Genomic DNA, 25,390 nt, shown 5'->3' with positions numbered 1-25,390 from the left:
TATTTAAAACTTTAATATTTTTACTTATTGTATTTTTTAATTTTCCTTGAGCAAATAATTTACAAAATCATTAATTTCAATTGGTTGTGTTCCAATTTTAGAAATTACACTCCCTGCACATTTATTGGAAATTTTTAGTGATTGTGTAGCACTCAAACCTAGTGCCAAACAAGTTGAAAATGTTGCAATAACAGTATCTCCAGCACCCGAAACATCAAAAACCTCCTTAGCATCTGAGTCTAAATTTTTAAAGTTGTCTTTATCAATAAAGGAAATGCCTTTGGACCCTCTTGTAACAATTATGTTTTTAATATTAAGCTTATTTAAAAGTTTTTTACAACTTTTCATAATTTCCTTATTTTCATCTTTAAGATTTGGGAAAATTGATCTCAACTCTCCAAGATTAGGGCTTATATAATCAGCATTACGATATATCGAATAATCACCAAGCTTCTTACGAGGATCAATTAAAACTTTTACTTTTTTTTTTTTACATAATTTTATTACGTATTTTACAATTTTTTTGTCACAAAAACCTTTTCCATAATCACTTATTATTAAAAAATCTAAATTAGAAATATTTTGGTCAATAAATTTTTTAATTTTATTGAAATAATGTACAGTAATATTTTCATTAATATTTTCATAATCAATTCTTACAATTTGATAATTTTTTACCATTACTCTAGTTTTTTTAATTCCATTATATCTTTTATCTTTAAAGATACCTTTAGTAGATATTTTTCGTTTATTTAAAAAATTTTCAATTTTATCTGAAATATTATCAGTACCTAAAATACTGATTGGAATTACATTTAAATTTAAATTTGATAAGTTTGCAATAACATTTCCCGCACCACCTAAATTTATTTTTGAATTTTTAAAATTCACTACTGGTACTGGAGCTTCTGGAGATATTCGATTAGTTAAACCAAAAATATATTCATCTATAAATAAATCACCCATCACAATAACTTTTTTTTTGGATAAATTTTTTAAAATATCCTGTTTGTTTGCCAAATTGTTCATAAAAAAATTTATGCTTTGTAAACCGATTTACCAATTATCATATCAATTATAGCCAACAAGATAAAATGATGAACTATTTCTATCTGGTTGTAGGCCATTGAATTTACCCATATAGAATTAGTAGGATTAATTTTTTTTAGATTATTGTCAAACTTCATCCCCGTCAAAATAAAGAAATTAAATTTTTTTCTCTTTAAATAATTAGCAGCGTTAATTACATTTTTTGAATTTCCAGAAGTAGATAATAAAATAGAAAAATCTGACTTGTTGGTATTAAATTCAAATGCTTTTTTAACCCAATTATCATGACCAAAATCATTAGCTAGACATGTTATAAAATCTGCCTCATTAAAATTCAAAGACTTTATTTTTGCATTTTTCATTAAATCTACAGAAAAATGACTTGATGTTGCGGCACTTCCACCATTTCCAAAAATTATCACTTTACCTTTTTTTTTGTCAGTTTCTTTAATAAATTTATATAAATTTAAGATTTCAGAAGAATAGTCAGTTGTAGTGTCACTCAATAAATTTTGAACTTCTGAAGTGTATTTGGTTAAAAATTTTTTATTTTTTAAAAGCATTCCTATTAGATATCAGTTGAATGCCCTTTTGAAAATTAATTATTTTATTATTGTAACATAATTAATAAAATTATTATGCATAGGGAAATATTAAAAAAAATTATTACATAGAAATCATCGTGATATATAATTATAGTGATTATTTAGGGAATCAATGTTGGAATATATGCAATAACAGATAAAAAAATATTTCCTATTCTTGATAAGCGACAACACTAAATGGCCAAAAAATTTAAATTGCCTAAATAAATTTAAGTCTTAAAATAAAAATATTGAAATTTTTACATTTTCAAAAAATATGTTTTAATTTAGCCCCAAACAGACAGTGTTATCCTAATAATTAATGGTTATTGATAAGCATATACATGTAAAAAATTACTTAAAAATAGTATTTGTGTGCTACCAAGTAATCAAAAAAAAATATAAAATATTTAAATAAAATTAAGAGTTATAGATAATGATTAAAGCAATTATATTTGATTTAGATGGTGTGTTAGTAGATACAAAAAAAATACATTTTTTTGCTTTAAATAAAGCTTTAAAAAAAAATGCTTTTAAAAAAACCATATCATTTAAAGAACATGTACACATTTATGATGGGTTACCAACTACAAAAAAACTCGAAATATTCTTTAAAGGAAACAAAGTTTCAAAAAAAATAATAAATAAAATATGTTTTGACAAAAGATCAATCACATATAATGAGCTTAAAATTCATATTAAATTCAATAATCGAATATTTAATCTAATTAAAAATTTATCAAATAATTATAAAATTTTAGTAGCCTCGAATGCTATAAAAGGAACTGTAAAATATTGTTTGGAAAAACTAAGAATATTAGATTACGTTGATTTTTTTATTACAAATGAAGATATAAAATATCCAAAACCTCACCCTGAAATATATTTAAAATGTTTTTTAAAATTTTTACTTTCACCAAAAGATTGTTTAATAGTGGAAGATTCTTATTATGGAATTACAGCTGCAAATGAATCTGGAGCTCACGTTCTTCAAGTAAATCAATTAAGAGAGGTTTCAATAAATATTATTAAAAAAAAAGTTCAAAATATTAATAATAGTTATATTAAAACTACAAAATGGGAAGACAAAAAATTAAATGTTTTAATTCCTATGGCTGGTGAAGGGTCAAGATTTAAAAAAGCGGGGTACACTTTTCCCAAACCATTAATAGAAGTAAATAGAGTTCCAATGATACAGTTAGTAATAGAAAATTTATCCATAAATGCAAATTACAAATTTATAGTGAAGAAAGATCACATTAAAAAATATAATATTGACAGCATGTTAAAAATTATTCAGCCAGGATGTGAAATTGCTGAAGTTAATAAAACAACAGAGGGTGCGGCTTGTACTGCGTTATTGGCAAAAAAATTTATTAACAATGATGATCCACTGATAATTGCAAACTCAGATCAATTTATAAAATGGGATAGTGTAAAAACACTGTATAGATTTATGACAAAAAACATTGATGGTGGAATTTTAACATTTAAAGCATCACATCCCAAATGGTCATTTGCTAAGCATAACGACGAAGGTATTGTATTGGAAGTTGCAGAAAAAAAAGTCATATCAAACACGGCTACTGTTGGGATTTATTTCTGGAAAAAAGGATCAGATTTTGTCAAATATGCAGAAAAAATGATAAAAAAAAACATCAGATACCAAAATGAATTTTATATTTGCCCAGTATACAATGAGGCAATTAAAGATGGAAAAAAAATAATAATAGAAAATATAGAAGAGATGTGGGGAATTGGAACTCCAGAGGACCTTGATGCTTTTTTAAAAAACCACTCTAAATAAATTATAAATTAAATTAAACGCAGTACATCCTCTACAGAAATATTTTCCATACATTTAAAATTTGATTTACAATCATTATAAGCTTCTTTTTCAGAAATGTAATTTTCAACAAAATTCCACCCTAATATACATGGCGAACAACTTACTTCCTTATAAATATATTGGCTTGTAGAGTTTTTTGGTTTGTTTTTTTTAATATTAGTCGGTCCAAATATAGCCAAAAGATTTGATTGTATTGCGTCAGCTAAATGCATAGTTCCACTATCAAAGCAAATATTTTTTTGTGAAAATTTTAATAAATTAGCAAGGTCGGAAAGGGAGGTTTTTCCCATTAAATCTAAAATATTTAAATTATTTAATTTTGTATTATCCAATTTTCTATCTTTAGAATTTCCAAGAATTATTACTTTAGAGAAATTTGAAATTGAATTAACTAAATGAATTGTTTTTTCTTCATCCCAAATTTTTGGTGTTAAATTTCCATGTGAAGCTCCATACTGTACACAAATATAGTCATTTTTTTTCAAACTATACTTTTTAAGTATATTTTCTGAGAAATTAATATCTAAAGAATTTGAATTATACTTTTTATCTATTGTGTAATTTTTTGGAAAAAGTTTGCTTACTAAATTTAGATTAGCGTCAATTTCATGAAAATTTTTATCAATCATATCGCCAAACAGTTCTTTTCCAGAGAAAGAAACTCTTCTAAAAAATTTTAATAATTTAAGAAAAAAATATCTTCTTGGTGAGTTCAACTCCTTATAATATATGGGAAGTAATAAAGTTGCTCTTCCAAAAATAAAGAATAAAGAAAAACTAAATAAATTGGGTGATGAAAAAGGTGTAAAAACTATATAATCATAATGACCTAAAATAACTTTAAATAAAAAATTAATTTTTTTGAATAATGAAATTTTTCTAAAGTTAATTGTTAATGATACTGCAGGATTTATATCTGATATATCTAAATCACCGTCTCTATTGTTACTTACTATGGAAATTGTAGAATCTTTTATATTTTCTTTAATTAACTTAAATGATGAATTTGATAAAATAGTATTCCCAAGTCCATTATTAAAATTAACAATAAGAAATTTCATTGAAATTCTCTTAAAAATTGATTTGTTGGTTCTGGTAAATCAAATTTAACAGCTTTTGAATTTTTGATTTTAATTTCTATATCTTGTGAAAATTCAAAGACATTTTCGTTATTTGCCCTAAAAAAATTATACCCATCCTGGCTTGCTGCTGGTAAAACAATTGGGATGCACATATTAAGGTAATTATAATAAAATGTGCTGGCGTTACATACTGCACAATAAGCACTTTCAACATGTTCATTAGAAAAATCACCTACAACTTCACTCACTATGTTGTCAAATTGTGTATAACTTTCATAAGGGTACCTCTTTTTAAGAATAATTTTAAAACCTTTTTTAAAAAAATAATTTAATATCACATTAATTTCTTTAAAGTTTGAATTTATTTCAAATGCGTGAAGTATATATTTTTTATCATCTTGTATGGTGTTAATGATTGGTCTTCTATATGATTGTTTATTAGACAACCAACCACTCACAAGAATGTCATCACAATCATACATATATGAATTTTTTATCATAAGCGCTTTAAATTCATCTAGCCAAACATACATTTTGTCATATTTTAAAATATTTGTATCTTTGAGCGTTTGACTGCCAATATTACCTTTATGAAACCTAGTCATTAAACCATGTATTACTCCTAGAGTTTTTATATTTTTATGTTTTGCTGCTAAAAGAATAGAAAAATCATTAAATAAATTATCCTGCAAGATTATTTTTTTTGGCTTTAACAGAGATATTGCAGATGTCCAAAAAAAATAATTTTTAAGTCTTTGTTGGCATTCTTGAAAGATAGAATGATCTAAATTTTTTATAAAAAATTTTATAGATTTTGTTGCTAAAAAACATTGAGGATCAATTACAATTAAATCTTTATTATTAGAATTTAAATTTTTAAAAAAATCAAAATTATTGTGGTGTGCTAAATCAGGATAAACCCAAACCTTATGAAAATTTTTTTTTAGAATATTTTTTAGCAAGAAGCGTAAAATATAAAATTTTGAAATAAAGTTTTTTATCACATTTTTTAATAACAGTTTAAAAGATGAAAATGAAAAACTTGCAGAATTAACAAAACTTGAGTATCGCTCTAAGCCCCTAGTTAAATTATCATATTTTATTTTTTGATCTTCTATTAATATACTTTTGCTATCTTGGGCTACTTTATTGTATTTTATTAGATTAAAACAATAGTGCCAAAATAAGTCTTGATAAATAATTGAAATTACATTTATATTTTTTTTATTTAATTTATGAAAATATTTACTATTTTTAAAATTTAGAATTACTTTTTCAAAAAGTTTTTCAGCATCTATTGTTGAATAAACTGGGGATATCTTAGTACCATCTTCAAAACAAATATCTTCATTTTGCTGATAAAAAAAGAATTTATTCTTCATTTATTTAAAAATATTTGTTAAGTTATCAAAATAAGCCATATTAAAAAGTATTAGAATTTTAAAATAAAAAGACTACTCTACATTTATATGAAGCAAAAGAAATTAAATATTCTAATAACTGATGTTCCTGAAGATAAAAAAATTGAAGAAAAAGTTTTTGGAAAAAATTATAATGTTCATCTAACTAATTTTGATAGATATAAATCCTTATCAAAAAAATTTAAATCAACTATAGATGCTATAATTACTGGGCACTACATCGCTTTTGATAAAAAAGAGATTAAACAATTTCCAAATTGCAAAAGTATTACTAGATACGGAATAGGATATAATAATATTGATATACAAGAAGCAAAAAAAAATAGAGTAAAAGTTTTTGTAGTTCCAGACTATGGTGTTGACGAAGTATCTGATCATGCTCTAGGGCTAATTCTTTCACTAAATAGGTCCTTACTAAGTTATGACAGCTTCATGAGAGAAGGATCTAGCGGTAAAAAAATTTCATGGGACTTTACACTAAACTTAAATCAATCGAGACTTAAAAATATGAAATTAGGAATTGTGGGTTTGGGAAGAATTGGGAGTAGTCTTGCAAGAAAAGCTGTAGCATTGAATATGAATGTAGTTTTTTATGATCCATATATAAACGATGGTTATGATAAAGTACTAAATATTGAAAGAGCTGAGAATCTAGATGAGTTGACATATGACTGTGATATAATTTCACTTCATTTACCTTATTCTAAAAAAAATCATAATATTATTAATGAAAGTTTTTTTAAAAAATTAAAAAAAAAAATTATCTTTATTAATGTTTCTAGAGGTGGACTTGTTTCATCTAAAAGTTTAGCTAAATTTTATGGTAAAAAGATAAGTAAAATTGGACTTGATGTATTTGAAAGTGAACCACCAACAATAAGTAATGAGATTATTAAATTATGGAAAAAAAAAGAAAATGTTGGAAAAATTATCATAAGTCCACACTGTGCTTTTTATTCATTAGAATCTTTAAAAGAATTAAGGTTTAAGGCTGCCACAACAACAAAAAAATTTCTTGAAAAAAATATAACCACCAACTGTGTTAACTAAAAAATTTAATTATGAATAATAAAAAAATTATTTTAGATTTTTCTACTTGCAATATTTTAGCTAATGCAGTTAAATTTACTGAATTAATCAGTTCATATCATGAGGAAAATTATGATATTTATATAATCAAAAAAAATTGGAAAAAAGATCATGAATTTCAAGGTTTAAAATTTAATAAAGATGAAAAAACATTTACACGGTCAGATGGAATCTACCTATGGGATCCATCCATCCATCCATATGATTATTTTGAAAATTTAGTTTTTTCATCTTTTGATAATTTAAAATTCATTGATGAAATAAGTTTTTTTAAAAAAATTATTTACACTTTTAAAAAGAATTATATCTCTTACATATCCTGCTCATCTATCACAGCACCTAGAGAAGAGAGACCTATGTTAAGAAAAGAATTTTTTAACTACCTCAAGGAAAACTTGAGTATTAGAGAATTAGCTAAAAGCACACTTAGAATCTTGGAATTTGAAATTGCTCCTTATTTTAAGCTAAAGCCAAAAAAATTTTATCCACTTAGATATAAACTAAGTCCGAAAATGTATACTAAAGATGTTGAAGAGATTATTAAAAAATTCACGAATGGCAGAAAAAAAATTTTATTAAGCGTGTCATGGGATGAATCGAAAAGATTTGAAGTATTGGATGACAGATTGAAAGGAGGTCCTGCTTTTAAGAATGGGTTGAACGATGATTTTAATAAATTAAAAAAAACTGTAGAGACAATAGATAAAAAGATTTTAAATGGAGAAAATTTTCAATTTTTACTTGCAAGTAAAAAAGCTGTGGATTGGGAAAAGTTCTTAAAATCTGATTTTCTAGATCTAAGATGTTTTGAAGAATTAAACTTGTCTCTTTCTCAGTCAATTTATATTTGTCAAGAGTTATCAAGTTTTACAATAAACTGGCCCTCAACATTTGGACAATGGATTACAGTTTGTTCAGACATAGAGCATATTACCTATTATGATTTCAAAGATACTGCTGTTTGGAGTAGAAAAAATATCAATAATAGTGAGTTAAAATTTTTTGAAAAATGATATTAATTTCACATAGAGGAAATGTAAGTGGCAAAGATAAGGTATTGAAAATAAACCCGAATACATATTAAATGCATTAAACTTAGGATATGAGGCTGAAGTTGATGTGTGGGAATATAAGGAAAAACTTTACTTGGGCCATGATGAGCCATCTTATTTATTAGATGAAAAATTGCTTAATAATAAATCTCAATTATGGATACATGCAAAAAATCTAAACGTGTTAGAGATTGTTAGTAAATTAAATTTACATTATTTTTGGCATCAAGAAGATGACATAACAATAACTAGTAAGGGGTATTGGTGGACTTACCCTGGAAAAAAACTTTTTCAAAATAGCATTTGTGTATTGCCAGAAAAATCAAATTTTAAAATGACTAATTGTGCTGGTATTTGTTCAGATTATATAGAAAGATATAAAAATTAAAAAAATTTTTATCGAAAAGTAAGTTTCTATTTTACATCCCTGATGCTTTTGTATAAACCATTCCGACAATGAATATAGTAATTCCAATGGCAGGTGCTGGATCTAGGTTTGAGAAAGCTGGATATACTTATCCAAAACCATTAATTAAGATTAAAAATGACCCTATGATAACCTTGGTGTTGCAAAACTTAAATTTGGTGGGCAAATTTATTTTTTTAGTACAAAAAGACCATTATGATAAATATAGCTTGGAGAACATACTAAATTTGATAGCTCCAAGATGTGAAATTATCCAATTAGATGGTTTAACTGACGGTGCGGCATGCACTGTATTAAAAGCAAGAGAATTTATTAATAATAATGAACCATTAGTCATATCAAATTCTGATCAATTTATAGGATGGGACAGTACAATAGCTATAGAAAAGTTTAAAACGCCAGAAACAGATGGGGGTATACTAACCTTTAAAAGCCACCATCCAAGTCATAGTTTTGCTAAAATTAATAGAGATGGATATGTGACAGAAGTTGCTGAAAAAAAACCGATTTCAAATGATGCTACTGTAGGAATTTATTATTGGTCAAAAGGTAACGAATTTGTAAAATATGCCGACCAAATGATTAAAAAAGATATTAGAACAAATAATGAATTTTATATATGTCCTGTATTCAACGAGGCTATAGGAGATGGAAAAAAAATTAAAACATACGAAGTTGATGAAATGTGGCCATTAGGAAATCCTGAAGAACTTAATAGATTTTTAGATAAAAAACTAATTTAAAAGATTAAAATAAAATATGTTATTTTTTAACGAAAATATTGATAAAGAAAAATATATAATAGCTGAGTATTACATTAAAAGTACCTCGAATAGCGACTTAGCTAAATGTTCTTGGAATCTGGCTATAGGACAAAGTGTTGGAAATCCCAATATAAGAAATCAGTGGGAAACTGAAGAGCTTTTTGAAAATCATAGCTGTGTAATTTTGAGTCAAAGAGAAAATTTAATTAATCAAAAAGAAGGTTGTGTAAAAATTGGCTTCCCTGTAATAAATACAGATTGGGAGGGTGATGGTGTTAGCCATTTACTATGTCAACTTATGGGTGGACAAATGGATATTGATACTTTTTTATCTTGTAGATTAAAAAATATCGAATTTCCAGATTCTGTAAGAAAATTTTTTTTAGGTCCTAAATTTGGTATTTCAGGAATAAGAAAATTTTTAAACCTTAAAGAAAAACCATTAAGTGGTGCAATTGTAAAACCAAAAACAGGAATGTCACCTAAAATACTTTTAGAGATGGTGAAAGAGCTAGTTGACGGTGGTGTAGATTTTATTAAAGAGGATGAGATACTAAGTAATCCAAATTTTTGTAAAATAGAAGAAAGAGTTGAGTTAATTTCAAACTTTATTGCTAAACAAAAAAAACCTGTAATTTATGCAGTTTGTATTAATGGTGATCATGAGCATATTTTAAAAAGAGTTGATTTGGTGAATAGCCTAGGTGGTAACGCAGTTCATGTAAATTTTTGGTCAGGTCTTGGGGTATATAATTCGATTAGAAAAAAAAATCTCCCAATTTTTTTACATTTTCAAAAATCAGGCGATAAAGTGATAACAGATAAAAGACATCACTTTGGTATTGATTGGTATGTTATATGTAAACTTGCTGGAATGATGGGGGTTGATACTATTCATGCGGGTATGTGGGGTGGTTATTTAAGTGATGATGAAAATGACTTAAGAAAAGCTATAGATGTTTTACATGATCAAAATGTTATGCCAGCATTAAGTTGTGGAATGCATCCTGGGTTAGTGCAGGCAAATATAAGACAGTTTGGAAGCAATTTTATAGCAAATGTTGGTGGAGCAATACATGGTCATCCTGGAGGAACACTATCAGGGGCGATGGCGATGAGGCAGGCTATAGATAAAAACCATGGGCCAGAGTACAATCAAGCAATTACAAAATGGGGATTAACTAAATAATAGTAAGTTATTTTTTACTTTTAAGTTTTTTCCAAGGAATTTTCGCATTTGAAAAACCTTTTTCTTTAAGAAGATTTTCCATAACTTTAAATTGCCATTCAGTGTCAACATCAAATCCATAATCAACAAATATTGCTTTTGATTTTTTTCCAAGCCATTTTAGTGGCGGCTGACCTTTGTTAATCTTTTCGATAACTCTAGGCTTCATTACCTGTATAGATAAATCACAAAAATATATGTCACCTTGGGAGCTTCTGATGGAATTTACTGCAGAAGATTTATTTAGCCTTTGATCATATTCTTTAATTAAGCCATTTTGAATTACCTTTGCTCTATTGGGTGAAAACATATTGTACTTAGCAACCGAAAAACAGCTATCTAAGCTTTTATTTTTTTCAAGAATTTTAATTGCTTTATTCAGTAGATTAACATCAATTCCAGGATTATTTGCCATTAACAAAGAAATTGTTTTTATACTATTAAATTTATTTTTAATTAATTTAAGAGCATGCTCCAAGACATCCTCAGTAAGTGAATCTGGAGTAGCTAATATTGATGGTCTATCAATTATATTTGCATTATATTTTTTAGCTATTTTTTTAATTACAGGGCAATCTGTAGAAACAAAAATTTCATCAATAATTGAATTTTCTGCAGCTATAAAAGCATATTCAACAGAAGGCCTTCCTAAAATTTTTCTTATATTTTTTTTTTTAACACCCATGCTATTTTTTTTTCCTATTATAAGAGCAATGTGTTTTTTTGAATTTGATTCCATATTAAAAAATATTATATTTTATTTATATCTTTATACCATTTATCATGGAAAAAAATTGATTTATCATCAATGTATATATCTGCTGAAGGTTTTCCAAAAAAAATTTTATGGTAATTTAGCTTCCATTTTTTTAATTGAGCTATTGTAATTTTTTTAATTTTTTTTTCAGCCATTCTTGTATTATCATTAGAGCTACCCATGCCCCTTGCTGTATAAAGTTTGATTATAAAACCCTTACTATAAAGGTCATTAATAGTTTTAATAATTATTTTTATTGGTCTACTTTTTTTATAATAATTTTTTTCTGTTTTACAAATTGTGTTATCTATGTCAAAGCAAATTGTTTTCACTTAAATATTTTTATGAGTTTTTTTAAATAAATTACTAGAAAATTTTTTATAAATTATCAGTGAGTAATTAATGTATAGTTTTAATAACACATTCATTTAATATCAGTTTATTAAATACAGATAGGTTTACAATTAAATATCAAATCTTTAAAAATTTTTTTCAGTGCATAAATCAAGCCAATTGAGCTATTAGTACTGGTCAGCTACACGCATTACTGCGCTTCCACATCCAGCCTATCAACGTGGTGGTCTACCACGGCTCTATAGGAAGAACTAGTTTTGAGGTGAGTTTCCCGCTTAGATGCTTTCAGCAGTTATCTCTTCCATACTTAGCTACCCTGCACTGCGGCTGGCGCCACAACAGGTCCACCAGTGGTATGTTCAACCCGGTCCTCTCGTACTAGGGTCAACTCCTCTCAATTCTTCTACACGCATAGCAGATAGGGACCGAACTGTCTCACGACGTTCTGAACCCAGCTCACGTACCACTTTAATTGGCGAACAGCCAAACCCTTGGGACCTGCTCCAGCCCCAGGATGTGATGAGCCGACATCGAGGTGCCAAACACTGCCGTCGATATGAGCTCTTGGGCAGTATCAGCCTGTTATCCCCGGCGTACCTTTTATCCGTTGAGCGATGCCCCTTCCACTCAGAAGCACCGGATCACTATGACCGACTTTCGTCTCTGCTCGACTTGTCAGTCTCACAGTCAGGCAGGCTTATGCCATTGCACTCTACGAACGATTTCTGACCGTTCTGAGCCTACCTTCGCACGCCTCCGTTACTATTTGGGAGGCGACCGCCCCAGTCAAACTACCCACCATACAATGTCTCGCTGCCGGATGACGGCTAGCGGTTAGATGTCAAGAAAAACAAAAGAGGTATTTCACTGGTGACTCCACAAAAGCTGACGCTTTTGCTTCAAAGTCTCCCTCCTATGCTAAATATGTTTTTCCTAACACCAATGTAAAGTTGCAGTAAAGGTGCACGGGGTCTTTCCGTCTAACTACGCGAACTCCGCATCTTCACGGAGAATTCAATTTCACTGAGTTGATGTTGGAGACAGCGGAGAAATCGTTACGCCATTCATGCAGGTCGGAACTTACCCGACAAGGAATTTCGCTACCTTAGGACCGTTATAGTTACGGCCGCCGTTTACTGGGGCTTCAGAAGTTAGCTTGCACCAACCGCATTAACCTTCCAGCACCGGGCAGGCGTCAGACCCTATACATCCACTTACGTGTTAGCAGAGCCCTGTGTTTTTGATAAACAGTCGCTTCTCCCTGGCTTGTGCCACCCTTCTATAGTTGCCTACAAAAGGGTCTTCCTTATCCCGAAGTTACGGAAGCATTTTGCCGAGTTCCTTCAACATCATTCTCTCAAGCGCCTAAATATACTCTATTAATCTACCTGTGTCGGTTTCGGGTACGGTCTTCATGATGGAGCTATTTCTTGGGACCTCTTCGCGGCAAGTTCAATCCATTAAGAACTCACAACTTACGAAATCCGTCACTACCATCAGGTCAAGGAATATTAACCTTGTTTCCATCGACTACGGCTTTCGCCCTCGCCTTAGGTGCCGACTAACTCTACGCGGATTAACCTTGCATAGAAACCCTTAGATTTTCGGCGACGAAGTTTTTCACTTCGTTTATCGTTACTTATGTCAGCATTCGCACTTCTGATACCTCCAGGATCCCTCACGGGTATCCCTTCGCAGGCTTACAGAACGTTCCGCTACCCCTTACAAAGTTCGAAAACTTTGCAAAGCCACAGATTCGGTACATGATTTTAGCCCCGTTACATCTTCGGCGCAGAAACTCTATTAGACCGGTGAGCTGTTACGCTATCTTTAAAGGATGGCTGCTTCTAAGCCAACCTCCCGGCTGTTAAGGAATTTCCACATCCTTTCACACTTAATCATGATTTTGGGACCTTATCTGGTGGTCTGGGCTCTTTCCCTCTCGACCATGGACCTTAGCACCCACAGTCTGTCTGCCGAAGAACAATGTCTAGCATTCGGAGTTTTATTAGGTTTGGTAAGAATCTCTTCCCCCTAGCCCATTTAGTGCTCTACCTCTAAACATCTATTTATTCGACGCACTACCTAAATAGTTTTCGCGGAAAACCAGCTATCTACGAATTTGGTTGGCCTTTCACCCCTTACCACAAGTCATCCAAAGACTTTTCAACGTCAACTGGTTCGGTCCTCCGGTTGGTGTTACCCAACTTTCAACCTGCTCATGGTAAGCTCATTCGTTTTCGGGTCTAATTCATTAAACTAATCGCCCTATTAAGACTTGCTTTCGCTGCGCCTACACCTAGATGGCTTAAGCTTGCTTAATAAATTAAGTCACTGACCCATTATACAAAAGGTACGCCCTCACCCTAAAAAGGGCTCGGACTGATTGTAGGCATGCAGTTTCAGGTTCTATTTCACTCCCCTAATAGGGGTTCTTTTCACCTTTCCCTCACGGTACTAGTTCACTATCGGTCACTGAAGAGTATTTAGGCTTAGAGGGTGGTCCCCCTATATTCGAGCAGGATTTCTCGTGTCCCGCTTTACTCAAGAATTTTGTTAGACATTACTCATACGGGACTATCACCCTCTATGGTTAGCATTTCCAAACTATTCAAATTTTTCTAACAAAACTACTGGCCTACTCCGCGTTCGCTCGCCACTACTAACGGAATCTCAATTGATTTCTTTTCCTCTGGTTACTTAGATGTTTCAGTTCTCCAGGTTGTCTCTTTAAACCTATGTATTCAGTTTAAAGTACCACATAAAGTGGTGGGTTTCCCCATTCGGAAATTTTCGGATCAAAGCTTACATACAGCTCCCCGAAACTTATCGCAGTATATCACGTCCTTCATCGGCTTTCAGTGCCAAGGCATCCACTACACGCCCTTAAACGCTTGATTTATGCACAGAAAAAAATTCTTTTAAAAAGAAAATTTATCTATGTTGTGATCAAATTTTTATTTTGAACATTAAATAATAACTTTTAATGTTCGGATATAGATATTGATATAAATTATTTTTATTTACAGTTTTAATAACTAAATGTTTCCTGGTGGAGGATACAGGGATCGAACCTGCTACCTCCTGAATGCAAATCAGGCGCTCTCCCAGATGAGCTAATCCCCCATTTAGGTTTTTGGTGGGCCGAGAAAGACTCGAACTTTCGACCCCACCCTTATCAAGGGTGTGCTCTAACCAACTGAGCTACCGGCCCTACAAGAAGGAAACATTACTTTAAGAAGAGAAATGAGGACGGTCAACATTACCGATGTATATTATTTAGAGTGAAATTTTACTTTCACTCATCCTTAGAAAGGAGGTAATCCAGCCGCAGGTTCCCCTACGGCTACCTTGTTACGACTTCACCCCAGTCGCTGACTATACCGTGGTCAAGGGTTTAAAACCTTGCCTTAAGGTAGAACCAACTCCCATGGTGTGACGGGCGGTGTGTACAAGACCCGGGAACGCATTCACCGTGGCACGCTGATCCACGATTACTAGTAATTCCAGCTTCATGCACTCGAGTTGCAGAGTGCAATCCGAACTGAGGCATCTTTTCGGGATTTGCTTAACGTTGCCGTTTTGCTTCCTGTTGTAGATGCCATTGTAGCACGTGTGTAGCCCAACACGTAAGGGCCATGAGGACTTGACGTCATCCCCACCTTCCTCCAGCTTATCACTGGCAGTTCTTTCAGAGTGCCCAACTTAATGATGGCAACTAAAAGTGAGGGTTGCGCTCGTTGCGGGACTTAACCCAACATCTCACGACACGAGCTGACGACAGCCATGCAGCACCTGTGTTTCGTCCGGCCGAACCGAAAACTCTAATCTCTTAGAGTCGCGACGAACATGTCAAGTGTTGGTAAGGTTCTGCGCGTATCTTCGAATTAAACCACATGCTCCACTACTTGTGCGGGTCCCCGTCAATTCATTTGAGTTTTAACCTTGCGGTCGTACTCCCCAGGCGGTGTGTTTATCGGTTTCCCTGCGACACTGAAAATAAATTTCCAACGTCTAACACACATCGTTTACGGCATGGACTACGAGGGTATCTAATCCTCTTCGCTACCCATGCTTTCGTTCCTCAGTGTCAGTAATGATCCAGAAAGCTGCCTTCGCAATTGGTATTCTTTCTAATATCTACGAATTTCACCTCTACACTAGAAATTCTGCTTTCCTCTATCATACTCTAGCTGAAAAGTTTTGATGGCAGTTCCAGAGTTAAGCTCTGGGATTTCACCACCAACTTTTTCAACCACCTACGAACTCTTTAAGCCCAGTAATTCCGAACTACGCTAGGTCCCTTCGTATTACCGCGGCTGCTGGCACGAAGTTAGCCGGACCTTCTTATTCGGGTACAGTCATTTTCTTCCCCGACGAAAGAGCTTTACAACCCAAAGGCCTTCTTCACTCACGCGGCATCGCTGCATCAGAGTTTCCTCCATTGTGCAAGATTCCCCACTGCTGCCTCCCGTAGGAGTTTGGGCCGTGTCTCAGTCCCAATGTGGCTGATCATCCTCTCAAATCAGCTATTGATCATAGTCTTGGTAGGCCATTACCCTACCAACAAACTAATCAAGTGCGGGCTCATCCAATGGTGCATAAAGCTTTCTCCGTAAAGACTTATCCGGTATTAGCACAAGTTTCCTCGTGTTATTCCAGGCCAAAGGGTAGATACCCACATGTTACTCACCCGTCTGCCACTAAGTATTGCTACTTCGTTCGACTTGCATGTGTTAGGCGTGCCGCCAGCGTACGTTCTGAGCCATGATCAAACTCTCAAGTTAAAAAACGGCGCACACTAGCTTCATATATAAATTGTAAGAATACAATCCATACGATTTTGAAGTGTGTACGACAAATTTTGGTAACCTTAACCGTCCACACTTCTCTTCTTAAATTTTTACTTTTTAAATAGCTAATTGGGTCTAAAACGCCCAATAATCCTCACTAATCTATTGATTAAACAATAATTTTACTGAGAAAGTGTGCTGCTTATAAGCTAAAATAAAAGTAAATCAAGCATTTAGCATTTAAATAAATGCTCAAATATATCAATAAACACGAGGTTTTTTTTGATTTTTAGTTATTACTGAATTAATAATTCAGAATTCAAGATGATAATTAGTTCAAATAAAATAATAAAAATAATAAAAAAAAATATTGAGATTACTTTTCTTTTTTTTTTGTTGTTATTTACGATTTCGAGCACTGCGATCTATAACGAAAAAAAAATATCAATAAATGAAAGTTACAAAAATTTAATAAATAATATTTATTTCCAAAAAAGTATTAGCCAAATTTTTGATAATCTAGTTCCAAGATATAAAAATATTGATCATAAAATTTCTAGTGGCGAAACGTTTGATAAAATCTTAAATAATTATTCAATACCAAATGAGGATGTTAATCAAATCAAAAAAAAAATAAATTCAGATTATGATATAAATAATCTTAAACCAAATCTTGAAATACAAATTACTATCGATCAATCAAATAATAAAAAGATTATTTCTTTTTTATTTCCAGTTTCTAGAACAAAAAAAATTCTATTAACCAGAAATCTAAATAATAACCTTTTTGAAAAAAAAATAATTATTACAAATTTAAATAAAAAAATTGTTTTTAAGGAAGGGAAAATCACACAAAGTTTATATAAAACAGCTATTGATTTGAATGTTCAGCCAAATGTGATTATTGAGTTTGCAAGAATTTATGGATTCCAAGTTGATTTTCAAAGAGATATTAGAAAAAATGATAATTTTCAAATTATGTATGAAGTGTTTGAAGATAATGATGGCGAAATATTTGAAACAGGTAATATAATTTTTGCAGATCTAAAACTAAGTGGGAAAAATAATGCGTTATATTATTTTGAAAAAAAAGAAGTGAGGGTCACTACGATAAAAATGGTAAGAGTGTTGAAAAAGCATTAATGAAAACTCCTATTAATGGTGCAAGACTTTCTTCTGCTTTTGGAATGAGAAAACATCCTATAGATGGTTTTAATAAAATGCATAGAGGAACCGACTTTGCAGCACCAATGGGTACTCCTATTATGGCATCTGGAAGTGGACTGATAACAAGAGCAAGATGGTGTGGTGGTGGTGGAAATTGTATTAAAATAAAACATAATTCAACTTATGAAACTATTTATGCCCATATGAAAAATTTTGCTAGAGGAATAAAAGAGGGAATAAGAGTAAAACAGGGCCAGATAATTGGTTATGTCGGGTCTACTGGAAAATCTACAGGTCCACATCTACATTATGAGGTAGTTGTAAATGGAAAAAAAGTTAACTCTCAAAAATTAAAGTTGCCTTCAGGTAAAACTCTTAAAGGAAAAGAAAGAAAAATATTTGAGGTAGAAAAAATTAAATTAGATGTTTTAAAATCAGAATTAATTATTGGATAAAATTAACTAGCAGCAACTTTCTTTTCAACTACTTTTTTATCTATACTTTTTGGAACTTTTTTAACCTCAGGTTGGGTCACTTCTTTTTTTACTGTTTCAGCTTCAATTTTAACAACTTCTTCAACTTTTTTTTCTGTATCCACTGGCTTAATAGTTCCAGTTGCAGGCGAATTTACTCTAGCCATTCTAAGGCTTTCTTGCTCATTTTGAACTCTTGTAAAGTGATCTGCATGTTGAAAATAATTTTCAGATAAAATTTTATCTTCATTGGCTAAAGCTTCTCTCGCTAAATCATTGTATTTTTCAATAAGTTTAACAGCATTATGATTATTTCTACCTGGAACTTTTCTTTGAAAATTATCATTGTTAGAGAATTTTGACCCTTCATTATTACTTCTAAATGGAGGTCTTCTATTATTATTACTTCTAAATGGGGGTCTTCTATTGTTATTACTATTATTGCTTCTAAATGTTACCATAATATTTTTTTCAATTTAAATTTTAGTGCTGATTATACAGCGATCATTATTACCATAATCTTTTATGGCTTTGTTAACGTAAAAACCTTCTTCTTTTAATATTTTTATAACTTTATTTTTTTGATTAAAACCTATCTCTAAAATAAATTTACCATTTTTCTTAATCAGAATACTTGCCTTATTGATTACTTTTCTGATTTTTGAAAAACCATCAAACCCACCACTTAAAGCTAACTTTGGCTCAAAATTAACTACATCTTTTTCCAAATATTTTAAACTTAACTGTTCAATATATGGAGGGTTTGAAACAATCATATCATATTTGCCATTATTAAAATTGTCAACACTTGAGTGAAAAAACTTTACTCGATTAGTTAAGTTTAGTTGTTTTGCGTTAAATTTGCTTACATTTATACTTTTTTTTGAAATATCTATCCCAGTTCCATAAAAATTAGATCTCTCTTTTAGTATAGATAAAAGAATACATCCAGATCCAGTTCCAATATCGAGAACTTGTAATTGAATATCTTTTGAATAAATTTTTAAAGCTTGTTCTATTATTAATTCACTATCAGGTCTTGGTATTAGCACATCTTTATTAACAAAAAATTCATCTTTCCAAAACTCTTTTTTGTTTATTAAGTAGGCAATTGGTTCACCTTTTTTTCTTCTTTCAATCAAACTTTTAAATTTTCCTAATTGTTCTAAGTTCAAAACTTCTTTAGGATTTAAAATAATATGCTTTTTATCTCTTTTAATCGAGTTGGATAATAATATCTCACTATCAAGTTGAGCATTTGCTATCTTATTTTTTTGGAGGACATCTATTCCTTCATTTAGAATATTTTCTATATTCATTTTAATTAAGATTGCTCAGTTTTTCTTCTTGTGCTTGTAGCGTTAAGCTTTCTACCATTTCATCAAAGGCTTCACCTTCTAAAAAGGCTTCAAGTTTATGCAGGGTTAGATTAATACGATGGTCTGTTACTCTTCCTTGTGGAAAATTATATGTTCTAATTCTTTCAGAGCGGTCTCCAGTTCCTATTTTGCTTTTTCTATCCTCTGATCTTTCACCTTCTATTCTTGATCTTTCTAATTCATAAAGTCTTGATCTTAAAATTAACATCCCTTTTGCTTTATTTTTGTGTTGCGATTTTTGATCTTGTTGAGATACGGATAATCCTGTTGGAATATGAGTAATTCTCACAGCACTATCAGTTGTATTAACAGATTGTCCACCTGGGCCACCAGCTCTAAACACATCAATTCTTAAGTCTGAATCATTTATCTTTATATCAACCTCTTCTGCTTCCGGTAGTACGGCCACTGTTGCAGCAGAAGTGTGAACTCTTCCCTGAGTTTCTGTATCTGGAACCCTCTGAACACGATGAACTCCACTTTCATACTTCAATGTTGAATAAATATTTTTTCCTCTAATTGATGCAATAACTTCTTTAAGCCCTCCAGCCTCACTCTGGGACATGCTTATTAATTCTAATTCCCATTTTTTTTGATGACTAACTTTTTCATACATCTTAAAAAGATCTGCAGCAAATAAACTTGCCTCTAGCCCTCCCGTACCTGCTCTAATTTCTATAATTGCATTTTTTTTATCTGCTTCATCTTTTGGTAATAAAAATAGTTTTAACTTTTTTTCTATGGATTCATTTTCTAATTTTAAATCTTTTAACTCTACTTCAGCCATTTCTTTAAACTCATTATCACCACTAGAATCGCCTATTATTTTTTCCAGATCCCCTTTTTCCCCCTCATAAGAAAAATATTTTCTAGCGTCATCAATTACATCATTTAAATCTGAGTATTCTTTTGATTTTTCCGCAAAAAGTTTTTTATCCACTTCACCTGATGATAGTTCTTTCTCCAAAATAGAGTGTTTAGATATTAAATCTTCAATAGTTTTTAGAGGTATCATTATATTTATAATTTTTTATCAAGTTCAGCAGCTTTTTTTTCAACTTCACTTACAACTCTTGATATTATGTCTTCTGATAAAACTTTTTCACTTTGAATACCAGACAAATAAAGCATATTGTTACCCTTACCACCTCCAGTTATTCCTATGTCTGTCATTGCGGCTTCTCCAGGTCCATTAACTACACAGCCAATAATTGATAATGTTAAAGGAGTTTTGATGTGAGAAAGTTTATCTTCTAATATTTTTACTGTATCAATTACTTGGAATGCTTGTCTTGCACATGATGGACAAGATATAATTTTTACACCTCTATTTCTTAAGTTAAGTGACTTTAATATCTCATTACCAATTTTAATTTCTTTAACGGGATCATCAGATAAAGAAATTCTTATAGTATCTCCTATTCCATCCATTAAAAGTGACCCAAGACCTATTGATGACTTAACACTACCTGACACAAAACCTCCAGCTTCTGTAATTCCTAAATGTAGTGGATAATCTGTAACTTTTGATAGTTGACGATACGCTGCAATAGATAAAAAAATATCTGAAGATTTTACACTTATCTTGAAATTAAAAAAATCTTGATCTTCTAAAATCTTAATGTTTCTCTGTGCACTTTCAACTAAAGCTTCTGGGCATGGCTCCTTATATTTTTCTAAAATATCTTTTTCAAGAGAACCGGCGTTAACACCTATTCTAATAGAACAATCATTATTTTTAGCAGCACTAAGTACATCATGTATTTTTAATTTATCACCTATGTTGCCTGGATTAATTCTTAAACATTTTGCTCCATTTTCAGCTGCTTCTATTGCTCTTTTATAATGAAAATGAATATCGGCAATTATTGGAACAGATACATGTTTTGTAATCTCCTTAAGAGCTAACGAGGATTCTCTATCTGGGCATGAAACCCTAACCAGGTCAGCACCCTCTTCATGAATATCATTAATTTGTTTTATTGTGGCCTGAATATCAGTTGTTAAGGTGTTGGTCATAGATTGAACAGAAATAGGATTATCTCCACCTATTTTTACATCACCAACATTTATAACTTTTGTTTTTTTTCTATGAATGTCTCTAAATGGTCTTAAACTCATAAATTAATCTAACTTAAATTCTTTGTGAAGCACTGCTACTGCTTTTTTTATCTGTTTATTTGAAATTAAAACTGAAATTTTAATTTCAGAAGTTGAAATAACCATTATGTTAATCTTTTTTGATGCCAATGCTTGGAACATTCTATAGGTAATTCCTGGTGTTGTAATCATACCAACACCAATAATAGATACTTTCGAAACATTATTATCATATGTAAATTTTCTAAATGAAATTTTTTTATTTTGTTTAATTATTTTTTCTGTTTTTTTTACATCCTCAGATTTAATTGTAAAAGTTAAGTCTGTTTCTTTTCCATTTAAAGAAATATTTTGAACTACCATATCAACATTAATTTGATTAAGTGATAATGGTTTAAAAACAGCAGCTGCTACTCCTGGTTTGTCTTTAACACCCACAATCGTAACTTTAGAGTCATTTTTTGTAGAAGTAATTCCAGTTATTATTTGATTACTGAAAGTTTTTTTTGCACCAGTTATTAATGTACCTTTCTTTTTTTGAAATGAAGATTTAACTGAAAAATTAATATTATTTAGTTTTGCATCTTGCACAGATGTAGGTTGCATAACCTTTGCACCTAATGATGCCATCTCTAACATTTCGTCATAGGAAATTTTATGAATTTTTTTAGCTTTTGAATGATTTCTTGGATCTGTAGTATAAACACCATCTACATCAGTGAAGATATCACACGCATCAGTATTAAAAAATTTTGCCAGCATTATCGCTGACGCATCAGTTCCACCTCTTCCCAGTGTTGTAATCCTGTTTTCAAAATTAATCCCTTGAAAACCAGTTATGATAGGTATTCCACCTGATTTCATGAAACTAAGTATTTTTCCTTTATTGATTTTGCTAATTCTGGAAGAGCTATAAGGTCCTTCTGTAATAATTGGTAGCTGCCACGACATCCATGATCTAGCTTTAAAACCAAGATGTTTTAACCTACCAGCAATTAATGCACAAGTTGCCTGCTCTCCTGTTGCTAATAAAACATCATATTCTGCTGCATCAAAGCTATTACTCAATTCTTTTGTTTTTTTTATTAATTCATTAGTTGTGCCACTCATCGCAGAAGAAACCACAATAACACCCATTTTCTTCTTTTTATAAGAAGAAATAATTTTTGCTACGTTCTTTATTCTATCTATGCTTCCAACGGAGGTTCCACCGAACTTTAATACAACAGTTTTCATTGATAATTATGTAATTTATATTTGATAAAATACATCTTAATTGTTATGTCCACAAGTCATCTATTATGAATTCAATAAATAAAAAAGAAATTGAGAAATTTTCCAAAATCGCTGAAGAATGGTGGGATCCTAATGGTAAATTCAAACCATTGCATAATTTTAATCCAATAAGAATTAGATATATTAAAGAAAATATTATCAAAGATTTTAAGATTAGATCATCTGGTAAGCCCTTAAAGAATATTAAATTACTAGATATTGGTTGTGGTGGAGGATTATTATCTGAACCAATGTGCAGACTAGGAGCAAGTGTTGTTGGCATTGATGCATCAAAGAAAAATATTGAGGTTGCAAAATTTCATGCAAAAAAAAATAAACTTAAGATTGACTATAAGGTTGCATCTCCAGAGATGTTAAAAAGTAAAACAAGATTTGATGTAATTTTAAATATGGAAATAGTTGAACATGTTAATGATATAGACTTTTTCATTAAGGAAAGTTCAAAATTATTAAAAAAAAATGGAATAATGTTTATTGCAACACTTAACAAAACATTAAAATCTTATGTATTTGCAATAGTGGGTGCTGAATATATTTTAAAATGGCTTCCAATTGGAACACATGATTGGGAAAAATTTGTTAAACCTAGTGAGCTAATAAGTATAACTAAAAAAAACAGTCTATCTCTTAAAAAATTAGATGGAATGAATTTTAATATATTAGATAATAGCTGGAAAATAACAAGTGATACTTCTGTTAATTATATTACAAAATTTATAAAAAATTAATTTGTAGTGTTTTTTATCCAAGGTAGTATTTCTGCTTTTATACCCTCTTCCTTTAACTCGTTAAGATCTTCTTTTGTTGCAGTGCCATAAATACCTTTGGCTTTTTTTTTATCCTTATAATGCAGAGACCTTGCCTCATAAGCAAAATTTTCTCCAACATATTCAAAATTTTTTTTTATAAATTCTTGATATTTATAAATTGTTTTTTTTATTTCTTTATATTTTTCACTAGATGAATCAATGTCTTTCAAATTATTTTTTGATGTGTTCACACTAGGAGACATCAAGCCTTTCCCAACATTTAAGGAATTGCAAAAATGACAATTTAAGAATTTTTTCTTTTTAAGTTTTTCATATTCTTTAGACGATGAAAACCAACTATCAAAAGTAGTTTCACAATCTTTACATATGAGCTTGTATTTGATCATGGGTTATAGTTAATAATTAATAAAGTTAATTCAATATCAAATTAGCTTCTATAATCAGCATTAATCTCAATATATTTTTTTGTTAAATCCATTGTGTAGGCAGTAAAGCTTTTTGAACCCATATTTAGATTTACCAAAATATCTATTGATTGATCCTTCATATAGCTAGCTACTTCATTTTCTTTGTAATTTTTAAAAATTTGTCCTTTTTCTATAATCTTAATACTACCAAAGCTTATTGATAATTTTTTTAAATCTATTTTCACTCCAGATTTTCCTATGGCCATTATTATTCTACCCCAATTTGGATCTTCTCCTGCGATAGCTGTTTTAACAAGATTTGAATTAGCAATAGAAAAGGCTACGACTCTTGCTTCTTTCTCACTTTTTGATTTAGCTATATTGATTGTAATAAATTTAGTAGCTCCTTCGCCATCCTTAACTATTCTTTTTGACAAATTTAATAAAACTAAATGTAGAGCTTTATCAAAACTAGATATCTTTTTATCATTAATATTTTTAATGATTGGGTTTTTTACTTTTCCTGTTGAAAAAATAGAAACCATATCGTTGGTACTAGTGTCACCATCGCAAGTAATTGCATTAAAGGTTGTATCGATATTTTTTTTTAATAGTTTTTTTAAAACATCGTTTGAAAGATATGCATCTGTAAAAACATAACCTAATGTAGTTGCCATGTTAGGAAAAATCATTCCTGATCCTTTGGCAATTCCATAGATCTTAATTTTTTTATCTCCTATTTTACATTCTTCCATGGTAATTTTTGGCTGTAGGTCAGTTGTCATTATGCCTAATGCAGCTTTCATCCACGTAAATTTATTTTGTGTATATTTAATTTTTTTGATTAATTCTGGAATATTCTTTTTAATTTTTTCAGTTGGATATTTTTCTCCAATCGTTCCTGTACATCCAAAAAGGACTTGATTTGATGATATCTTCTTTGGAAAATCTTCGTCTTCAGTTTGTTTTTTTGTTAATTGTAATGCTGCTTCTTCTGCTATTTCTTTTAATCCTTTGTACCCATCTGGTCCTGTAAATGCATTGGCATTTCTAGTGTTAATAATTAGAGAACTTATTTTTTTACTTTTTATATTTAAATTCCATTTAATATTCTCTGAAACTATTTTTGATTGTGTGTAAACAGACGCATAGTTTGCCCCGTCTCTAAAATAAAACATAACCAAGTCATCCCTAGGTTTGCTGTATAAGTTTGCACAAACTGTGGATATTGAAACTCCATCTAGATGTTCTAAATCTTGAAAGTCGCTATTTTTTGACTTTAAATTTAGTGAGTTTATAAAGTTTTTAACGTTTATTGGCATGTGTTTAAAATATTTATTTAATACTT

Annotated in this window: 22 protein-coding genes, 2 tRNA genes and 2 rRNA genes; 9 read left to right on the top strand and 17 right to left on the bottom strand. The window is 30.5% G+C overall.

The window, feature by feature from the left end; all coding sequences use genetic code 11:
- Positions 1-36: 36 nt before the first annotated feature.
- On the bottom strand, positions 37-1,029 hold the full coding sequence (locus ABXT72_RS00685) for a bifunctional heptose 7-phosphate kinase/heptose 1-phosphate adenyltransferase (RefSeq protein ID WP_415278430.1): 993 nt from the start codon (positions 1,027-1,029) through the stop codon (positions 37-39).
- An 8-nt stretch (positions 1,030-1,037) separates the two neighbouring features.
- On the bottom strand, positions 1,038-1,613 hold the full coding sequence (locus tag ABXT72_RS00680) for an SIS domain-containing protein (protein ID WP_415278429.1): 576 nt from the start codon (positions 1,611-1,613) through the stop codon (positions 1,038-1,040).
- Positions 1,614-2,070: 457 nt separating this feature from the next.
- On the opposite strand from ABXT72_RS00680, the gene ABXT72_RS00675 reads away from it, so the two are divergent.
- Positions 2,071-3,441 (top strand): HAD-IA family hydrolase, encoded by a 1,371-nt coding sequence (locus tag ABXT72_RS00675; protein WP_415278428.1) that lies wholly within the window; start codon positions 2,071-2,073, stop codon positions 3,439-3,441.
- A gap of 8 nt (positions 3,442-3,449) precedes the next feature.
- Here ABXT72_RS00675 and ABXT72_RS00670 read toward each other — a convergent pair whose 3' ends face one another.
- Positions 3,450-4,544, bottom strand: coding sequence for a glycosyltransferase family 9 protein (locus ABXT72_RS00670; RefSeq protein ID WP_415278427.1), 1,095 nt, complete (start codon positions 4,542-4,544; stop codon positions 3,450-3,452).
- Positions 4,541-5,947, bottom strand: a complete 1,407-nt coding sequence (locus ABXT72_RS00665) for a hypothetical protein (RefSeq protein WP_415278426.1) — start codon at positions 5,945-5,947, stop codon at positions 4,541-4,543. Before ABXT72_RS00665 ends, ABXT72_RS00670 begins: the two co-directional genes overlap by 4 nt.
- Positions 5,948-6,034: 87 nt before the next feature.
- Between ABXT72_RS00665 and ABXT72_RS00660 the strand changes: the two genes are divergently transcribed.
- The 5 genes from ABXT72_RS00660 to ABXT72_RS00640 all read left to right on the top strand — a co-directional run bounded on the left by ABXT72_RS00660 (position 6,035) and on the right by ABXT72_RS00640 (position 10,507).
- Positions 6,035-7,036 (top strand): NAD(P)-dependent oxidoreductase, encoded by a 1,002-nt coding sequence (locus ABXT72_RS00660; RefSeq protein ID WP_415278425.1) that lies wholly within the window; start codon positions 6,035-6,037, stop codon positions 7,034-7,036.
- Positions 7,037-7,047: 11 nt separating this feature from the next.
- Positions 7,048-8,088, top strand: coding sequence for a hypothetical protein (locus ABXT72_RS00655; RefSeq protein WP_415278424.1), 1,041 nt, complete (start codon positions 7,048-7,050; stop codon positions 8,086-8,088).
- Between the two features lie 106 nt (positions 8,089-8,194).
- The gene (locus tag ABXT72_RS00650; RefSeq protein WP_415278423.1) at positions 8,195-8,515 is read left to right on the top strand and encodes a hypothetical protein; all 321 of its coding nucleotides are present in this window, start codon (positions 8,195-8,197) and stop codon (positions 8,513-8,515) included.
- Positions 8,516-8,583: 68 nt separating this feature from the next.
- Positions 8,584-9,297 (top strand): glycosyltransferase family 2 protein, encoded by a 714-nt coding sequence (locus ABXT72_RS00645; RefSeq protein ID WP_415278422.1) that lies wholly within the window; start codon positions 8,584-8,586, stop codon positions 9,295-9,297.
- Positions 9,298-9,313: 16 nt separating this feature from the next.
- Complete coding sequence (locus tag ABXT72_RS00640) at positions 9,314-10,507, top strand: RuBisCO large subunit C-terminal-like domain-containing protein (protein WP_415278421.1); 1,194 nt, start codon at positions 9,314-9,316, stop codon at positions 10,505-10,507.
- Positions 10,508-10,514: 7 nt separating this feature from the next.
- Here the strand turns inward: ABXT72_RS00640 and ABXT72_RS00635 are convergent, their stop codons facing one another.
- The 6 genes from ABXT72_RS00635 to ABXT72_RS00610 form a co-directional block, all read right to left on the bottom strand.
- Complete coding sequence (locus ABXT72_RS00635) at positions 10,515-11,285, bottom strand: cytidylyltransferase domain-containing protein (RefSeq protein WP_415278420.1); 771 nt, start codon at positions 11,283-11,285, stop codon at positions 10,515-10,517.
- Positions 11,286-11,296: 11 nt separating this feature from the next.
- Positions 11,297-11,635, bottom strand: coding sequence for a phosphoheptose isomerase (locus ABXT72_RS00630; protein WP_415278419.1), 339 nt, complete (start codon positions 11,633-11,635; stop codon positions 11,297-11,299).
- Between the two features lie 168 nt (positions 11,636-11,803).
- Positions 11,804-14,557 (bottom strand): 23S ribosomal RNA (locus ABXT72_RS00625).
- A gap of 150 nt (positions 14,558-14,707) precedes the next feature.
- Positions 14,708-14,783, bottom strand: a tRNA-Ala gene (locus ABXT72_RS00620).
- An 11-nt stretch (positions 14,784-14,794) separates the two neighbouring features.
- Positions 14,795-14,871 (bottom strand) — tRNA-Ile (locus tag ABXT72_RS00615).
- 98 nt (positions 14,872-14,969) lie between these two features.
- Positions 14,970-16,444 (bottom strand): 16S ribosomal RNA (locus tag ABXT72_RS00610).
- Together the 16S and 23S rRNA genes with 2 tRNA genes alongside form the textbook arrangement of a ribosomal RNA operon.
- 330 nt (positions 16,445-16,774) lie before the next feature.
- On the opposite strand from ABXT72_RS00610, the gene ABXT72_RS00605 reads away from it, so the two are divergent.
- Together ABXT72_RS00605 and ABXT72_RS00600 are read left to right on the top strand one after the other, a co-directional pair.
- Entirely contained in the window at positions 16,775-17,593 is an 819-nt protein-coding gene (locus ABXT72_RS00605) for a hypothetical protein (RefSeq protein WP_415278418.1), read from the top strand.
- The gene (locus ABXT72_RS00600) at positions 17,593-18,072 is read left to right on the top strand and encodes a M23 family metallopeptidase (protein WP_415278417.1); all 480 of its coding nucleotides are present in this window, start codon (positions 17,593-17,595) and stop codon (positions 18,070-18,072) included. The genes ABXT72_RS00605 and ABXT72_RS00600 overlap by 1 nt, the downstream gene beginning before the upstream one ends.
- A gap of 2 nt (positions 18,073-18,074) precedes the next feature.
- On the opposite strand, the gene ABXT72_RS00595 is transcribed toward ABXT72_RS00600, so the two are convergent.
- The 5 genes from ABXT72_RS00595 to ABXT72_RS00575 are packed head-to-tail and all read right to left on the bottom strand — an operon-like array spanning position 18,075 to position 22,805.
- Entirely contained in the window at positions 18,075-18,551 is a 477-nt protein-coding gene (locus ABXT72_RS00595) for a DUF4167 domain-containing protein (RefSeq protein WP_415278416.1), read from the bottom strand.
- Between the two features lie 15 nt (positions 18,552-18,566).
- Positions 18,567-19,409 carry a peptide chain release factor N(5)-glutamine methyltransferase gene (gene prmC / locus ABXT72_RS00590; RefSeq protein WP_415278415.1) on the bottom strand — a complete coding sequence of 281 codons (843 nt, stop codon included), beginning with the start codon at positions 19,407-19,409 and terminating at the stop codon, positions 18,567-18,569.
- 1 nt (position 19,410) lies between these two features.
- Positions 19,411-20,484, bottom strand: coding sequence for a peptide chain release factor 1 (gene prfA, locus ABXT72_RS00585; RefSeq protein ID WP_415278414.1), 1,074 nt, complete (start codon positions 20,482-20,484; stop codon positions 19,411-19,413).
- Positions 20,485-20,489: 5 nt separating this feature from the next.
- Positions 20,490-21,590: a flavodoxin-dependent (E)-4-hydroxy-3-methylbut-2-enyl-diphosphate synthase gene (ispG, locus tag ABXT72_RS00580; RefSeq protein ID WP_415278413.1), complete on the bottom strand. Its 1,101-nt coding sequence runs from the start codon at positions 21,588-21,590 to the stop codon at positions 20,490-20,492.
- Between the two features lie 3 nt (positions 21,591-21,593).
- A complete protein-coding gene (locus tag ABXT72_RS00575) occupies positions 21,594-22,805 on the bottom strand; it encodes an aspartate kinase (RefSeq protein WP_415278412.1) in 1,212 nt (403 codons plus the stop codon).
- Between the two features lie 65 nt (positions 22,806-22,870).
- Here ABXT72_RS00575 and ubiG point away from each other — a divergent pair, with 65 nt between their 5' ends.
- Positions 22,871-23,593 (top strand): bifunctional 2-polyprenyl-6-hydroxyphenol methylase/3-demethylubiquinol 3-O-methyltransferase UbiG, encoded by a 723-nt coding sequence (gene ubiG, locus ABXT72_RS00570; RefSeq protein ID WP_415278411.1) that lies wholly within the window; start codon positions 22,871-22,873, stop codon positions 23,591-23,593.
- On the opposite strand, the gene ABXT72_RS00565 is transcribed toward ubiG, so the two are convergent.
- Together ABXT72_RS00565 and argJ are read right to left on the bottom strand one after the other, a co-directional pair.
- Positions 23,590-24,021, bottom strand: a complete 432-nt coding sequence (locus tag ABXT72_RS00565; protein ID WP_415278410.1) for a DUF1178 family protein — start codon at positions 24,019-24,021, stop codon at positions 23,590-23,592. The two genes, ubiG and ABXT72_RS00565, sit on opposite strands and share 4 nt — an antisense overlap.
- 41 nt (positions 24,022-24,062) lie before the next feature.
- The gene (gene argJ, locus ABXT72_RS00560; protein ID WP_415278409.1) at positions 24,063-25,364 is read right to left on the bottom strand and encodes a bifunctional glutamate N-acetyltransferase/amino-acid acetyltransferase ArgJ; all 1,302 of its coding nucleotides are present in this window, start codon (positions 25,362-25,364) and stop codon (positions 24,063-24,065) included.
- Between the last annotated feature and the right edge of the window lie 26 nt (positions 25,365-25,390).

Source organism: Candidatus Pelagibacter sp. Uisw_094, assembly GCF_047729535.1.
Lineage (GTDB): Bacteria > Pseudomonadota > Alphaproteobacteria > Pelagibacterales > Pelagibacteraceae > Pelagibacter.
Note: the sequence above shows the minus strand (reverse complement) of the source record. Positions and strands in the feature narration are given on the sequence as shown.